Genomic DNA, 13,502 nt, shown 5'->3' on the forward strand with positions numbered 1-13,502 from the left:
CAAAGCTCCCAAAGCGTTTTCAAGCGAAGCGGGCACCGGTTCGCGTGAAGAAAACGCGTCACTACAAAGAAGTAGGGCCATGGTCCTGACCATGGCTTTACGCCGCGCTGCGCGCGTTGCGGATCAGCGCCAGCGCGGCAGCAGGATCGAGCCGGCCGTCATAAAGCGCGCGGCCCGCAATCGCGCCAGCGAGCTTTTTGGCGCGCGGCTCGAGCAGCGCCTTGACGTCCTCGATCGAGGCAAAGCCACCGGAAGCGATGACGGGAATGGAAATGCTCTCGGCCAGCGCAATCGTCGCATCGAGATTGAGGCCCTTCAGCAAGCCATCGCGGGCAATGTCCGTAAAGATGATCGCGGCGACGCCGGCGTCCTCGAACCGCTGCGCGATTTCGAGCACGGTCACTTGCGAGGTCTCGGCCCAGCCTTCGACCGCGACCTTGCCGTCGCGGGCGTCGAGACCGACCGCGACGCGGCCGGGGAATTTCTTCGCGGCACTCTTCACCAGTTCGGGATCGCGCACCGCCGCGGTGCCGATGATCACCCGCGCAATGCCCTTGTCGAGCCAGGCCTCGATGGTCTTGAGGTCGCGAATGCCGCCGCCGAGCTGCACCGGCATGGTGACCGCCTTCAGCATGCCTTCGACGGCCAGCGCGTTCATTGGCTTGCCGGCAAAGGCGCCGTCGAGATCGACGACATGCAGATACTCAAACCCCTGATCGGCGAAGGCGCGCGCCTGCGCCGCGGGCTCGAGGTTGAACACGGTCGCCCGCGCCATGTCGCCCTGTTCGAGGCGCACGCACTGGCCGTTCTTCAGATCGACAGCGGGAAAAAGGATCACGGCTTCCATTTCAAAAAGTTCGAGATCAGACCCAGCCCGAAACGCTGGCTCTTTTCCGGGTGGAATTGCGTCCCGATCGCGGTGTCCTTGCCGACCATCGCCGTCACCGGCCCGCCGTACTCGGCCCGCAGCAGCACATCCGCTTCATTGGAGGCGTTGAGATGATAGGAGTGCACGAAATAGGCGTGACGGCCCTTCGGCCCGAGCGGCAGGCGCTCCAGCACCGGATGCTCGCGGACCATGTCGAGCGTATTCCAGCCCATGTGCGGAATTTTCAGATTTTCCTCGCGCGGCGAAATTTTTTCGACGTCGCCCGCAATCCAGTTGAAGCCGTCGGTGGTGACGTGCTCCTTGCCGCGGGTCGCCATCAGCTGCATGCCGACGCAGATGCCGAAGAACGGCCGCGCCTTGGAACGCACGGCTTCCGTCATCGCCTCGAGCATGCCGTCGACTGCATCCAGACCCCGGCGGCAATCGGCGAAGGCGCCGACGCCAGGCAACACGATGCGATCGGCGCGAAACACCGCCTCGGGATCGCGCGTCACCATGATCTTCGGTGGATTTTCCATGCTGCGCGCGGCGCGCTCGAACGCCTTCGCCGCCGAGTGCAGATTGCCGGAGCCGTAATCGATGATCGCAACGCTCATCGTGATCCTCCCGGCTCGGGAAACAGGCCGATGATGCCGCCCTGCGGCATCGGCGGCGGCTTCGAGAATGGCTGGCCCGGCACGTGGCGGGTCGGCGGCGGCCCGCCGCGCTCGACCGCCCATTGGTCGTTGGTGAGGCCGCGTTGCCTTGCGGTCCAGCGATCGAAGAAGCGCTGCTCGGCGGCTTCCTCGTCGTCGGCCACCACGATATCGAGCTGGCGCCATTTGCGCCGCGACAGCGTCCAGCGCCGCAGGCTGGCCGCCTCAAAGCCCATCAGAACCGCAATCAGGAAATTGGCGAACAGGACCGTGCCGCCGCCGGCGCCGAGCGCCCTCAGGCCGAACGCGATCGCGACGGTCAACGCGATCCAGCCGATCAGCGCCAGCCACAGACGGTGCCAGACCAGCCACGGCACACTCGCCACCGCGGCCCAGAAATGAAAGCCGTCGCGCACGAACGCAAACCTGTCGGTCGCCGCGAGATCGGCGCCGCTATTGACCGGGGCATGCACTGTGTAGACCGGCATCGTCACTCTCCGCCGCGAACCAGATCGAGATGATTGGTCAGCCCGATCAGCCTTTTAGTTCAAGCATGGACCCTTTCGGAAACAGCAGTTCCCGCTTTTCCGGATCATGCTCCCAAATCAGCCGCCAAGCTGACCCTTGGTCGATGGCACTTCGCCAGCGGTTTTTGGATCGATCGCAACCGCCGTACGCAACGCCCTAGCCAGACCCTTGAAGCAGGATTCGGCGATATGATGGCTGTTCTCGCCATATAAGGTCTCGACATGCAAAGTCACGCCGGCGTTGGTCGTAAACGCGTTGAACCATTCGCGAACCAGTTCGGTGTCGAATTCGCCGATCTTGTCGCGCGGAAAATCCACCTTGAACACCAGCACCGGCCGGCCCGAAATGTCGATCACGACCCGCGACAGCGTCTCGTCCATCGGCATATGGATCGAGGCGTAGCGAGTGATTCCGGCCATGGTGCCGAGCGCCTGCTTGACGGCCTGACCGAGCGCGATCCCGACGTCCTCGGTGGTGTGGTGATGGTCGACATGGAGATCGCCGTCCGCCTTGACCGTGATGTCGATGCGCGAATGCCGGGCCAGGAGGTCGAGCATATGGTCGAAGAAGCCGATACCGGTCGAAACCCTGGATTCGCCGGTGCCATCGAGGTTTACCGCCACCTCGATGTCGGTCTCCTTGGTCTTGCGCTTGATGCTCGCTGTGCGCATGAAATGGCTTTCCCTTGCCTCTTCCCGGCCGAAAACGCGGCCCTTTTAACAGGCCGAAGTCGCCTTCGCCACTGCGGGATCGTGCTTAAAAGGCTCAACTTCCTCCTATAGTGACCAAATCCGGCCGATTGTAACGGTGCGCTCGAACCCCTAAATCTGGTCGGACACGAGGTATTCCATGCAAGCATCCCCCAATGAGCCGTCGGTCTGGCACGGCACCACGATCTTAACCGTCCGCAAGGGCGGCAGGGTGGTGATCGGCGGCGACGGCCAGGTCTCGATCGGCCAGACCGTGATCAAATCCAACGCCAAAAAGGTCCGCAAACTCGGCAAGGGCGACGTCATCGGCGGCTTTGCCGGCGCCACGGCTGATGCTTTCACCCTGTTCGAGCGGCTGGAGAGCAAACTGGAGCAGTATCCGGGTCAATTGACCCGCGCCGCGGTCGAACTTGCCAAGGACTGGCGCACCGATCGCTATCTGCGCCGCCTCGAGGCGATGATGATCGTCGCCGACAAGGACGTCTCGCTGGTGCTGACCGGCACCGGTGACGTCCTGGAGCCGGAGGCCGGCGTGATGGCGATCGGCTCCGGCGGCAACTATGCGCTGGCCGCCGCCCGTGCGCTGATCGATACCGACAAGGACGCCGAGGCGATCGTTCGCCGCGGGCTGGATATCGCCGCCGATATCTGCGTCTACACCAACCGCAACGTGACCATCGAAGCGCTGGGCGGCTGATCGATGACAGCCTACGTCTTTCGCCCGATGACCTCGGCGGATCTGCCGCTGCTCCGGCAATGGCTGGCGCATCCGCATGTCCGGCAATGGTGGGGCGATCCGGACGAGCAATATGCGCTGGTCAGCGGCGATCTCGACGAGCCGGCGATGGACCAATTTGTCGTTTCGACAAACGGCACTGATTTCGGCTACATCCAGTGCTATGATCTTACCGCGTGGAATTCGGGCTTCGGCAGCCATCCCAAGGGGACCCGTGGTATCGATCTCTTTATTGGTGAACCCGGCATGATCGAGCGCGGCCATGGCTCGGCGCTGATTCGTGCCTTCGGCGACGCGCGGCTGGCGCTCGGCGCGCCGCGCCTGGTCACCGATCCCGATCCCGCCAACCACCGCGCGGTGCGCAGCTACGAGAAAGCGGGATTCGAAAAAGTCCACATGGTCGATACACCAGATGGACCCGCGCTGCTGATGGTCCGCAACCCATGACTACCGACAACGCCGCAGTAAAACTTCCTATCGCCAACAGTGTTGCGGCCTGGCACTGGCTGTTGATGGCCGCCGGCATCCTGGTGCTGCAGGCCTCGATCCTCTACGCGATGGGCCGCCTGCCGATTTGCGCCTGCGGCTACGTCAAACTCTGGCACGGCGTGGTGCAGAGCTCGGGAAATTCGCAGCACATCGCCGACTGGTACACGCTGTCGCACATTCTGCACGGCATCCTGTTTTATGGTGCCACCATCCTGGTGTTTCCGCGCCTCGCCTGGCCGGGCCGTCTGATGCTCGCGATGCTGGTCGAGGGTGCCTGGGAACTGGTCGAGAATTCGGACTGGATCATCGATCGCTACCGCGCCGGCACCATCTCGCTGGATTATTTCGGCGACACCATCGTCAATTCGATCTCCGACAGTCTTGCCATGGTCGGCGGCTTCCTGCTGGCGAAACAGCTCCCGGTCGCGGCCACCGTGGCGCTGGCGCTGGTGTTCGAAATCGTGCTGGCGCTGCACATCCGCGACAATCTGGCGCTGAACATCATCATGCTGCTCTACCCCCTCGAGGCGATCAAGCAGTGGCAGGCGGGCCCGCCGTTTATCTAGGCGATGGCATCGCCTTGCCGAGAACGAAATTTCACCCTAGCTAAAGCCAATGACCAACTTTTCTCCCCGCGAAATCGTCTCCGAACTCGACCGCTTCATAGTCGGCCAGACCGACGCCAAGCGCGCCGTCTCGATCGCACTGCGCAACCGCTGGCGGCGGCTGCAGCTCACCGGCAATTTGCGTGAGGAAGTGCTGCCGAAAAACATCCTGATGATCGGGCCGACCGGCGTCGGCAAGACCGAGATCGCGCGGCGGTTGGCGAAACTTGCCGGCGCGCCCTTCATCAAGGTTGAAGCCACCAAGTTTACCGAGGTCGGCTATGTCGGCCGCGACGTCGAGCAGATCATCCGCGACCTCGTCGAAGTCGCGATCTCGCAGACCCGCGAGCGCAAACGGAAGGACGTGCAGGCCCGCGCCCAGCTCGCGGCCGAGGAACGCGTGCTCGATGCGCTGGTCGGGCCGGCTTCCAGCCCCGCCACCCGCGAGTCCTTCCGCAAGAAGCTGCGCGCCGGCGAACTCAACGACAAGGAAATCGAAATCGAGACATCGTCGTCCGGCGGCATGCCGATGTTCGAAATCCCGGGCATGCCCGGCGCCCAGCTGGGGGCGATATCGATCGGTGATATCTTCGGCAAGATGGGTGGACGGACCAAGACGCGGCGCCTGACCGTCCAAAACTCGCACGAGACGCTGGTCAACGAGGAATCCGACAAGCTGCTGGACAGCGATCAGCTGGTGCTGGAAGCGATCAACGCGGTCGAGAACAACGGCATCGTGTTCCTCGACGAGATCGACAAGATCTGCGTGCGCGACGGCCGCACCGGCGGCGACGTCTCGCGCGAAGGCGTGCAGCGCGACCTGCTGCCGCTGATCGAAGGCACCACGGTCTCAACCAAGCACGGCGCTGTCAAAACCGACCACATCCTGTTCATTGCGTCGGGCGCATTCCATATTGCCAAGCCGTCGGACCTGCTGCCGGAGTTGCAGGGCCGCCTCCCGATCCGCGTCGAGTTGGAAGCGTTGACCCGCGACGACATGCGCCGCATCCTGACCGAGCCCGAGGCGTCCCTGATCAAACAGTATGTCGCGCTGATGCAGACCGAAGGCGTCACGCTCGACATCACCGACAGCGCCATCGACGCGCTGGCGGATGTCGCGGTCGCCGTCAATTCCACCGTGGAAAATATCGGCGCGCGGCGGCTGCAGACCGTGATGGAGCGCGTGCTCGACGAGATTTCCTTTGCCGCCCCGGACCGCCATGGCGAGACCATCAAGGTCGATGCCGACTACGTGCAAAAGCATGTCGGCGATCTCGCCAAGAACGCGGATCTGAGCCGGTTTATTTTGTAGGTATTGCGGCTAAGGTCGTCGTCCCTGCGAACGCAGGTACCCATAATCCCGGTCGTCCGTTGTTGAAACAAGCCATCGCCCAGTGTGCTAGACCACGACGGCCGCGGCGTATGGGTCCCGGCTCAAGGCCGGGACGACGATGAGATGAATTTGCGTGTCTGGGAAAACCCCTGGCGCTTGATGCTGGCCATCAATGCCGCCGTGTTGTTCGGGGTATTCCTGCACAAGATCGCACTGCCGCCGTTCGTCCCTTACATCCATCTGCTGGTCGATTATCATTTCGGCTTCACCAAGCGCGCGCTGATCGGCGCGGTCGTGGCGCTGTTCACCGCCAAAGTCCCGGTGTGGCTGGTGTTCGCGCTCGGCGGCGCGGTCTGGCTCATCACCGCGGGCCTGTTCGTACGACTGTTCAGGCGGACGTTCGGTTTCGACGCGCATTTGCCGCTGTTCGCGTTTATGGCCGGCTCGCCGCTCTTCCTGAAGAATTTCATGCACACGCTCGGACATTTCGACATCTATGGATGCCTGTTCGCGATCATCCTGCTGCTGATTCCGGCGCGCTCGTTGTTATACGTACTGCTCGCCACGCTGTTCTCGATGATCCTGGTGCTGATCCACCACATTCATCTGTTGATGTATGTGCCAACGATCGCTGCCATTGTGGTGCTGCGCTATTACCTCGCGCGGGTCGCGAATCGATCGGACATGGTCATCGGCATCGCCGCGCTTGCGGCCACCGGCTTGTTGTTCATTGCCGCACAGTTTCTTGGGACGATGGCGGTGCCCGAGGCTGATTTCGTCGGCTACCTGCAGAGCCGCATGGCCGATCCGACCCGTACCGGCCTGCTGGGCTTTGCCTATATCTGGTACCAGCCGCTATCGAAGGAAATCGCCGACACCTGGGGGCGCCTGCCGCATAATCTTCTGGGGCTTCCTGTTTTCGCGCTGTTGATCTGGTTGCACACGCCGCTGTGGCGCTACTTTTCGAATTCGATCGCGGCCCTCTCGGTCAGCGCACATCGCCGCATCGTCATCGCGGCGATCGCAATCATCAGCCTCGGCTATCTCGTCGTGTTCGCGATGGTGTTCGATTATTCGCGATGGATTTCGAACTGGGCGGTGTGCCTGTTCCTGATCCTGCATGCGGTGAAGATGCTGCCCGCCTCGCGCGAGGTGGCGCCGATTTCGGCAGGCGATCGAAAGACCCTGATCTTCGGCTGGATCATCACGTTGATTCCACGCGTCGGAATCATACGGCCGTTCTAGGACCTGATGCGTCGTACCCGCACATACAGCGCGCCCTCGCCGCCGTGGCCGATATGGGCTTCCTCGAATCCAACCACCAGCGACCGAAACTCTGGCAGCCCCAGCCATTGCGGCACCTGACGGCGCAACACGCCGCGCTCGGCCTCCGAGCCGCCCACCTTGCCCTTGCCGGTGATGACGAGCACGAAGGTGAGGCCGTTGCTATGCGCGCGCTGCAGGAACGTCAGCAGCGTGCGGTGAGCGCGGGTTTGCGTCATGCCATGCAAATCGAGCCGGGCATCGATTTCTTTCCGGCCCCGTGAAAGCTGCGAGCGCTCGCGGCGTCCGATCGGCGCCAGCGGCGGCGGCTCCGGCCGCGCCGGCGGAATGATTCGCGGCGAAGGCATCGCCTTCGGTGACGCAACGGGCTTGGCCGGGACACCGGCGTCCGCTTCCGGTGCGGCGGTTGGCGGCTTTGCGGCGCGGTGCCGCTTGCGCAGCGGCTTGACCTGCTTGGCCACGCTTTCCCACAACGCGCGCTCCTCGTCGCTGAGGCTGCGCTTGCGCCGCGGCGGCATTGGTATTTCGGGGATCGAATTCGACGGCCGGCGTATCATGGACGGTGGCGAACGCGGCGGCTGTGACGCTGGCGGGGCGTTTCCGAAACCGGTTTGACATCATTGGGCCGGGCCGCTGGCAGCGGTACCGGTTTTGCGACGGCCGCTTGCGCGCTGGCCGCGGTCGGGGGCTGCGTTGCAGCGGCGGGAGCGGCGTTCTTCGGATCCTTGAGCGGGTCGACTTGCGGAAACAGCTTTGCGATTTTCTCCGACGGCCGCGCGTCCGGTATGGGCATCTTGCGGCCACGCGCGGAAGGATCGAGGCCCTTCGGCAGCAACATGACAAAGCGCATATTGTGGCGGAAGCGGCCAGCGGTCTTGCCGGCTTCGGCGCCGGCGCCGAGATAGAGATCGGCGCGGGCCGGCCCGACGATCGCAGACCCCGTGTCTTGCGCGATCATCAGCCGGCGAAACGGCGTTTTGGAGATTTCGGTTTCAATCGGCAGTTCACCCTCGATGAAGAACGGCGTGCCGTAGACATGCAGCGCCTTGTCGACCGCAATCGAGCGGCCCGGCGTCAGCGGCACGCCCTGGGCGCCGACCGCTTCGTCCTTGTCGGAAAGATTGACCTCGCGGAAGAAAACGTAGGACCTGTTCTGCCGTCGCAACTCGTTGGCGCCATCAGGGTTCGCCGTCATCCACTCCCGGATCTTCTGCATCGACATCTGATCCTTCGGGATGATGTTGCGTTCGATCAGGATGCGGCCGACCGGCGTATAGGGATAACCATTATGCGCATCGTAGTTGATGCGAACGGTCGAGCCGTCGTCGAGGCTGACCCGCGCCGAACCCTGGATCTGGGAGAACAGTAGATCGGTCTGGTCCTTCAGCCAGCAGATTTCGAGGCCGCGGCCTTCAATCGCACCGTCCTCGATCTCGGCGCGATCGTAATAGGGCACCAGCTTGCGGCGGCCGATCTTGCGAAACACCTTGCCGCCGTTGGGCAAACCAGCCGAGTTCTGCGTCGTGCCGCGGACGAACAGATTGGACGGCCGCCGATAGACCGGCACCTTGTAGACCTCATTCTCCGTCCGCGAACCGTCAACGATCGGCTCGTAATAGCCGGTGACAAAGCCCTCGGGCTCACCGAGCCGCGATATCCGCAACGGCAGAAAATATTCTTCGAAGAAAGCCTTTGCCTTCGCACCGTCGGATAGTTCCAGTCCTCTTGCGACACGGCAGGGATCGCGCAGCGAGGTGCCCAGCGCTTTCGATTCGGACGGCGGTTTGGTTTGCGCTGCTATCGGTTTGCAACTGTCGCGAAAGGTCTTGTAGGCGGCGAGATGATCATCCTCCTTCCAGCCCGTAATGTCGGTCCAGGCGACCGGTGCGTATTGGGCGCCGATGATCTGGAGCGGCAACTCCAGCTCGGGATATGGAAGATGTCGTGAGAATATCGGATCCGGCGGCGGCTGCGAATGCGAGCGGGCGCGACGCGCGGCAAATGCGTCCAGAGGAGCCAGCGACAACGCGACAGCGATCGCGGCCAGCAACCTTGCAATACCGGCAAGGCCGTGCGCGTTAGCCGGCGCTTCCGGTGCCAACCAGCTTCCAGTTCGGATCGCGGGAACTCGTGTCGCGGGCAAATGTCCAGACATCGGTGATATCGGCGACCTTATCCGGCGTTCCATCGACAATGGCGCCGGTCTTATCGCGGGTGACCGAGATCATCTGCGACACGAACCGCACCGTCAGCTGCGCCGCCTTGTCGCGTGCTTCCGCACCCACCAGTTCGGCCTTGTCGATTGAAACAAACCGCGTTTCGGTTTTCTGCTCGTGCTTCTCGCGATCCTTGATCACGGTATCGAAGCTCTCATAGACCTCGCTCGACAACAGATCCTTGAGCGCGCGGCGGTCGCCATTGGCAAACGCCAGCACGATCATCTCATAGGCGCTGCGGGCGCCGGAGAGGAAATGACGGGGATCGAACGAGGAATCCTGCGCGACAAGTGCATCGAGGCCCTGCGCCAGCGGCGTGCCCGGCTCGGCAATGCCCTTCCAGCGGTCGGACGGCGGCGTGACATCAGCGGTCGGAGCCAACGGTGCCTGATCGATCACGGTACCGGGCATCGGCACGACGTTGTTGTCCTGCGTACGCTGCACGACGTTCGGCGCGGCGCGATCATAGGGCGGCCGTTCGCTCCCGGTGCGCTGTCCGAGGACGCTGCGCAGGCGCAGGAAGATGAAGACGGCCAGCGCCAGGAAGATGATGGTATAAATGTCCACGTCGTATCGCTTTCTGGTTCTAACGCCGGCAACGGGGTCCGGCGGTCGAGCGTTCCCTGATGACCTTGGGGGAACGGCAGAGATTACGTCACCGATTGAGACTGCAGCATGTAGGCATGAAACTTTGCCCGGCCAATGGCGCGTTTTGGCGCGGGTGAATTGTAGCGCGTTTTGGCCGCGAGGGGAAATCCGATCATGCCCGGAAATCACGCATATTCAAATATTTAGGAAGAACCCAAGGAAACTGGGTGGCACCGGGCGGGACCGGCCGCGGGCTATTAGCCATATCTGCCACAAATGGCGGATTGCCGGACCCGCCTTCCGCCCGTCGTCCTTGTGGAATAAGGCGGTGCTATGATAGCCACTCGCTCGGCAGAGGCATTTCCGGCCTCCGAGCGAATTCAGACAAACCCGGGCTCCGCTCGCCAGCGTTTCAGGAGAGAGTTTCATGACCAACGGTAACGGCGCGCCCACCGAGCAGGCCCCTGCGCAGCTCAACGTATTGGCACAGTATACCAAGGACCTGTCGTTCGAGAATCCGAACGCCCCCGGTTCGCTGGCGCCTCAGCAGCAGCAGCCGGCCATCAACATCCAGATCAACGTCGGCGCCAATAATCTTTCCGAGAGCGAGTTCGAAGTGACGCTTTCGGTCGAGGGCAAGGCGGAAAACGCCGGCAAGGTCATGTTCTCGTTCGACCTTGCCTATGCGGGAGTGTTCCGCATCGTCAACGTGCCGAAGGAAAACCTGCATCCGCTGGTCATGATCGAATGCCCGCGGCTGTTGTTCCCGTTCGCCCGCGAAATCATCGCCACCGCGGTGCGTGACGGCGGGTTCCCGCCGCTGATGCTCGATCCGGTCGATTTCGTCGGCCTGTACCGCCAGAACATGGAGCGGCAGGCGGCGGCGCAGGCCGCTTCGGGCGCGAAACCCAGCTAAGCGTAAAGGCGCGCAGCGGCTAAACGCCGCTATCGCGCTTGGGCGTCCCCGAAAATCGTTGCAGATCGGCTTGTCGCGCAGCGTGGCGACAATGGCGCGGTGCGGTTCGCGTCGGTGATTCGGCGTGCGAGCGGCCTGTCGCGGGACCTCCGGCAGAAGCTCTACATCGATGAATCTTCAAGCGTTCCGCCGCTGTAGCGGCTCGCTTACCGTGACTCAAATCACTTCGCTCGGTGGTAGCGTCAGTAGATTTCCTCCATCAACCCGCTCGCGGTGAGCCGGTTGAAGCATTGGAGAATGAAAATGAACATGCCAATCGCAGAGACGAAGGAAACCAAACTCAGCGTCCTCACCGACAATGAGCTTGATGACGTGAACGGTGGCTTCATCTGGTTCATCGCGGCTGGAGCCTATGTGTTCGGCGTCGGCGCGGTCGCCGGCTACTATACCACCAAGGCGATCATCAAATAAGCTACCGGCTGAGCATCCTGAGCGCCGCTTCCACGTGGAAAGATTCCACCGGAGGCGGCGCTACTCTCTAGGCTGCGCCCAGAAACTCGTTCCAGATCGGCTTGTCGCCCAATGTGGCGACGAAGGCCCGGTGCGCTTCGCGGTCGGCGTCGGTGATTCGCGGCAGGAGCGGCGTCTCGCGCTGCCGCCGCGGCATATCGCCGGTGCGTTCTGCCCGTGACTCGCGGGTCTCCGAAGCCAGGATCAGCTGCGACTGCCGCGCGCCGATCAGGTCGATATAGACTTCGGCCAGAAGTTCGGCGTCGAGCAGCGCGCCATGCTTGGTGCGGCGGGAATTATCGATCGAATAACGCGAACAGAGATCATCGAGCCGATTCGACACGCCCGGGTGCTTGCGGCGCGCCAGCAGCAGCGTATCGACCAGCCGGTCGCGGGAAATCGCCTGCCGCTTGATGCGGTCAAGCTCGGCATTGATGAAGGAGATGTCGAACGAGGCGTTATGGATCACCAGCGGCGCGTCGGCGATGAATTCCAGGAACTCCTCGACCACTTCCGTGAACAGTGGCTTGCTGGACAGGAACTCGGCGGACAGGCCGTGCACCGCGAACGCTTCGGCCGGCATGTCGCGCTCGGGATTGATGTAGCGGTGAAACGTCTGGCCGGTCGGCATGCGGTTGTAGATCTCGATGCAGCCGATCTCGACCAGCCGGTCGCCGCGCAGCGGATCGAGGCCGGTGGTTTCGGTATCGAGAACGATTTCGCGCATGGATTTTCTCTAAAGCGTTTTCGAGCGAAGTGGGTACCGGTTCGCGTAAAGAAAACGCGTCAAACAAAGGACCGGGCCGGGAAGTCAGGCGAATCAGGTCCGCCGCTGCGGCATCTTAACAACCTCGGCCAGAATGTCGCGGATGCGGGCACGTACGGGGTCGAGACCGTGGGAGGTATCCACCACGAAATCCGCGCGCTTGCGCTTTTCGGCATCCGGCAGCTGCCGGGCCAGAATGGCGTCGAGCCTCGCTTCGTCCATCGTGCCCCGCGCCAGCACGCGCTCGCGCTGAATTTCGGGCGTGGTCGTCACCACCACGACGGCATCGACGCGCTTCTCGCCGCCGGTCTCGTAAAGCAGCGGAACGTCCACGACGACAACGGGCGCGCCCGCCGCTTCCGCATCTTCAAAGAACTTTTTTCGCGAGGCGCCGAGCATCGGATGGACGATCTGCTCGAGCTGCTTCATCGCGGCGGGATCGTGCACCACTTGCGCCGACAGCCGCGCGCGGTCGACCTTGCCGTCAACGGTGGTGCCGGGGAACGCCGCTTCGATCGCGGGCGCAGCCTCGCCTTGATAGATTTTGTGAACCTCCGCATCCGCGTCGTAGACGGGAACGCCCGCTTCCGCGAACAATTTGGCGGTGGTGGATTTTCCCATTCCAATCGAGCCGGTCAGTCCAACGATCAGCATTGACGGCGCCGTTTCCTGTTGCGGATATCAAACACAGAGCAACCGCTCGCTGCGCAGAAATGCCAGCAGCGGCAGCAGCGGCAGGCCGAGGATGGTAAAATGGTCGCCTTCGATGCGCTCGAACAAATGCACCCCGAGCCCCTCCAGCTGATAGGCGCCGACGCTGGTCGTCACCGCTGCTCCGGCCTGGTCCAGATAGGCTTCGATCTCGCCCGCGCTCAGGGATCGCATGGTCATACTGGCAATACTGACATCGGCAAACAATATCTTGCCGTCGCGGGCAACGGCAAATGCCGAGTGCAGTTCGTGGCGCTTGCCGGCAAGCATAGTGAGTTGCTCCGTGGCCGCGGCGCGGCCGGCGGGTTTGCTGAAAAGCTGGTTTCCCAGTGCGAGCGTTTGGTCGGCGCCAACGACGTGCCGGCCGGGCTTTTGCCGCGAGACCCGTAACGCCTTTTCCCGTGCCAGCAACTTGCCGATTTCGCCAGGAGCCGAGAGCCCGGAACTCTGCTGCACGGCGCGCTCGTCGATATCGGCCGGGACGGCCTCAAAGGGAATGCCGGCGTTGGCCAACAGCATCTGCCGCGCGCGGCTCTGCGAGGCCAGGATCAACGGGTCTTTTCCAAGCCAGATGCTCATGGCTGAA

At 62.9% G+C, this 13,502-nt stretch carries 17 protein-coding genes; 7 read left to right on the top strand and 10 right to left on the bottom strand.

The annotated features are described in order from the left end of the window. Positions 1–97: 97 nt before the first annotated feature. From hisA to hisB, 4 genes are all read right to left on the bottom strand, one after another. The gene (gene hisA, locus ACSQ84_RS24825; protein WP_436214346.1) at positions 98–847 is read right to left on the bottom strand and encodes a 1-(5-phosphoribosyl)-5-[(5-phosphoribosylamino)methylideneamino]imidazole-4-carboxamide isomerase; all 750 of its coding nucleotides are present in this window, start codon (positions 845–847) and stop codon (positions 98–100) included. Continuing rightward, the gene (hisH, locus tag ACSQ84_RS24830) at positions 835–1,485 is read right to left on the bottom strand and encodes an imidazole glycerol phosphate synthase subunit HisH (RefSeq protein ID WP_436214347.1); all 651 of its coding nucleotides are present in this window, start codon (positions 1,483–1,485) and stop codon (positions 835–837) included. The genes hisA and hisH overlap by 13 nt, the downstream gene beginning before the upstream one ends. Next, the gene (locus ACSQ84_RS24835; RefSeq protein WP_436214348.1) at positions 1,482–2,012 is read right to left on the bottom strand and encodes a DUF2628 domain-containing protein; all 531 of its coding nucleotides are present in this window, start codon (positions 2,010–2,012) and stop codon (positions 1,482–1,484) included. Before ACSQ84_RS24835 ends, hisH begins: the two co-directional genes overlap by 4 nt. A gap of 117 nt (positions 2,013–2,129) precedes the next feature. Continuing rightward, positions 2,130–2,723, bottom strand: a complete 594-nt coding sequence (gene hisB / locus ACSQ84_RS24840) for an imidazoleglycerol-phosphate dehydratase HisB (RefSeq protein WP_436214349.1) — start codon at positions 2,721–2,723, stop codon at positions 2,130–2,132. Between the two features lie 178 nt (positions 2,724–2,901). Here hisB and hslV point away from each other — a divergent pair, with 178 nt between their 5' ends. The 5 genes from hslV to ACSQ84_RS24865 all read left to right on the top strand — a co-directional run bounded on the left by hslV (position 2,902) and on the right by ACSQ84_RS24865 (position 7,170). Continuing rightward, the gene (gene hslV / locus ACSQ84_RS24845; protein ID WP_211995304.1) at positions 2,902–3,459 is read left to right on the top strand and encodes an ATP-dependent protease subunit HslV; all 558 of its coding nucleotides are present in this window, start codon (positions 2,902–2,904) and stop codon (positions 3,457–3,459) included. A 3-nt stretch (positions 3,460–3,462) separates the two neighbouring features. After that, entirely contained in the window at positions 3,463–3,945 is a 483-nt protein-coding gene (locus ACSQ84_RS24850) for a GNAT family N-acetyltransferase (RefSeq protein ID WP_436214350.1), read from the top strand. Then, on the top strand, positions 3,942–4,553 hold the full coding sequence (locus ACSQ84_RS24855) for a DUF2585 domain-containing protein (protein ID WP_436214351.1): 612 nt from the start codon (positions 3,942–3,944) through the stop codon (positions 4,551–4,553). Before ACSQ84_RS24850 ends, ACSQ84_RS24855 begins: the two co-directional genes overlap by 4 nt. Positions 4,554–4,602: 49 nt before the next feature. Continuing rightward, a complete protein-coding gene (gene hslU, locus ACSQ84_RS24860; RefSeq protein WP_436214352.1) occupies positions 4,603–5,904 on the top strand; it encodes an ATP-dependent protease ATPase subunit HslU in 1,302 nt (433 codons plus the stop codon). A 144-nt stretch (positions 5,905–6,048) separates the two neighbouring features. Next, complete coding sequence (locus ACSQ84_RS24865) at positions 6,049–7,170, top strand: hypothetical protein (RefSeq protein ID WP_436214353.1); 1,122 nt, start codon at positions 6,049–6,051, stop codon at positions 7,168–7,170. Here ACSQ84_RS24865 and ACSQ84_RS24870 read toward each other — a convergent pair. Genes ACSQ84_RS24870 through ACSQ84_RS24880 form a run of 3 tightly spaced genes read right to left on the bottom strand, consistent with a single transcriptional unit; the run spans position 7,167 to position 9,992 of the window. Further along, a complete protein-coding gene (locus ACSQ84_RS24870) occupies positions 7,167–7,727 on the bottom strand; it encodes a Smr/MutS family protein (protein WP_436214354.1) in 561 nt (186 codons plus the stop codon). The two genes, ACSQ84_RS24865 and ACSQ84_RS24870, sit on opposite strands and share 4 nt — an antisense overlap. Before the next feature lie 35 nt (positions 7,728–7,762). Then, positions 7,763–9,310, bottom strand: a complete 1,548-nt coding sequence (gene mltA, locus ACSQ84_RS24875; protein ID WP_436214355.1) for a murein transglycosylase A — start codon at positions 9,308–9,310, stop codon at positions 7,763–7,765. Then, a complete protein-coding gene (locus ACSQ84_RS24880) occupies positions 9,288–9,992 on the bottom strand; it encodes a Tim44/TimA family putative adaptor protein (protein WP_436214356.1) in 705 nt (234 codons plus the stop codon). The genes mltA and ACSQ84_RS24880 overlap by 23 nt, the downstream gene beginning before the upstream one ends. Before the next feature lie 448 nt (positions 9,993–10,440). Between ACSQ84_RS24880 and secB the strand changes: the two genes are divergently transcribed. Together secB and ACSQ84_RS24890 are read left to right on the top strand one after the other, a co-directional pair. Then, positions 10,441–10,929 (top strand): protein-export chaperone SecB, encoded by a 489-nt coding sequence (gene secB / locus ACSQ84_RS24885; RefSeq protein WP_436214357.1) that lies wholly within the window; start codon positions 10,441–10,443, stop codon positions 10,927–10,929. Between the two features lie 303 nt (positions 10,930–11,232). Further along, positions 11,233–11,400 carry a class IIb bacteriocin, lactobin A/cerein 7B family gene (locus ACSQ84_RS24890; RefSeq protein WP_436214358.1) on the top strand — a complete coding sequence of 56 codons (168 nt, stop codon included), beginning with the start codon at positions 11,233–11,235 and terminating at the stop codon, positions 11,398–11,400. 67 nt (positions 11,401–11,467) lie between these two features. Here the strand turns inward: ACSQ84_RS24890 and dnaQ are convergent, their stop codons facing one another. The 3 genes from dnaQ to ACSQ84_RS24905 all read right to left on the bottom strand — a co-directional run bounded on the left by dnaQ (position 11,468) and on the right by ACSQ84_RS24905 (position 13,495). Next, positions 11,468–12,166, bottom strand: coding sequence for a DNA polymerase III subunit epsilon (gene dnaQ / locus ACSQ84_RS24895; RefSeq protein ID WP_436214359.1), 699 nt, complete (start codon positions 12,164–12,166; stop codon positions 11,468–11,470). A 93-nt stretch (positions 12,167–12,259) separates the two neighbouring features. Beyond that, on the bottom strand, positions 12,260–12,859 hold the full coding sequence (gene coaE / locus ACSQ84_RS24900) for a dephospho-CoA kinase (RefSeq protein WP_436214360.1): 600 nt from the start codon (positions 12,857–12,859) through the stop codon (positions 12,260–12,262). Between the two features lie 27 nt (positions 12,860–12,886). Further along, the gene (locus tag ACSQ84_RS24905; RefSeq protein WP_436214501.1) at positions 12,887–13,495 is read right to left on the bottom strand and encodes a Maf family protein; all 609 of its coding nucleotides are present in this window, start codon (positions 13,493–13,495) and stop codon (positions 12,887–12,889) included. Positions 13,496–13,502 lie beyond the last annotated feature (7 nt).

Source organism: Bradyrhizobium sp. LjRoot220 (assembly GCF_964252915.1).
GTDB lineage: Bacteria > Pseudomonadota > Alphaproteobacteria > Rhizobiales > Xanthobacteraceae > Bradyrhizobium.

Excerpts from the sequence above, each read along its gene's own strand:
- coaE (WP_436214360.1), bottom strand. The coding sequence starts at position 12,859 with ATGCTGATCGTTGGACTGACCGGCTCGATTGGAATGGGAAAATCCACC.
- ACSQ84_RS24850 (WP_436214350.1), top strand. The coding sequence starts at position 3,463 with ATGACAGCCTACGTCTTTCGCCCGATGACCTCGGCGGATCTGCCGCTG.
- hisB (WP_436214349.1), bottom strand. The coding sequence starts at position 2,723 with ATGCGCACAGCGAGCATCAAGCGCAAGACCAAGGAGACCGACATCGAG.
- dnaQ (WP_436214359.1), bottom strand. The coding sequence starts at position 12,166 with ATGCGCGAAATCGTTCTCGATACCGAAACCACCGGCCTCGATCCGCTG.
- ACSQ84_RS24905 (WP_436214501.1), bottom strand. The coding sequence starts at position 13,495 with ATGAGCATCTGGCTTGGAAAAGACCCGTTGATCCTGGCCTCGCAGAGC.
- ACSQ84_RS24870 (WP_436214354.1), bottom strand. The coding sequence starts at position 7,727 with ATGCCGCCGCGGCGCAAGCGCAGCCTCAGCGACGAGGAGCGCGCGTTG.
- ACSQ84_RS24890 (WP_436214358.1), top strand. The coding sequence starts at position 11,233 with ATGAACATGCCAATCGCAGAGACGAAGGAAACCAAACTCAGCGTCCTC.
- hisH (WP_436214347.1), bottom strand. The coding sequence starts at position 1,485 with ATGAGCGTTGCGATCATCGATTACGGCTCCGGCAATCTGCACTCGGCG.
- ACSQ84_RS24835 (WP_436214348.1), bottom strand. The coding sequence starts at position 2,012 with ATGCCGGTCTACACAGTGCATGCCCCGGTCAATAGCGGCGCCGATCTC.
- hslV (WP_211995304.1), top strand. The coding sequence starts at position 2,902 with ATGCAAGCATCCCCCAATGAGCCGTCGGTCTGGCACGGCACCACGATC.
- hisA (WP_436214346.1), bottom strand. The coding sequence starts at position 847 with ATGGAAGCCGTGATCCTTTTTCCCGCTGTCGATCTGAAGAACGGCCAG.
- ACSQ84_RS24855 (WP_436214351.1), top strand. The coding sequence starts at position 3,942 with ATGACTACCGACAACGCCGCAGTAAAACTTCCTATCGCCAACAGTGTT.
- ACSQ84_RS24865 (WP_436214353.1), top strand. The coding sequence starts at position 6,049 with ATGAATTTGCGTGTCTGGGAAAACCCCTGGCGCTTGATGCTGGCCATC.
- hslU (WP_436214352.1), top strand. The coding sequence starts at position 4,603 with ATGACCAACTTTTCTCCCCGCGAAATCGTCTCCGAACTCGACCGCTTC.
- secB (WP_436214357.1), top strand. The coding sequence starts at position 10,441 with ATGACCAACGGTAACGGCGCGCCCACCGAGCAGGCCCCTGCGCAGCTC.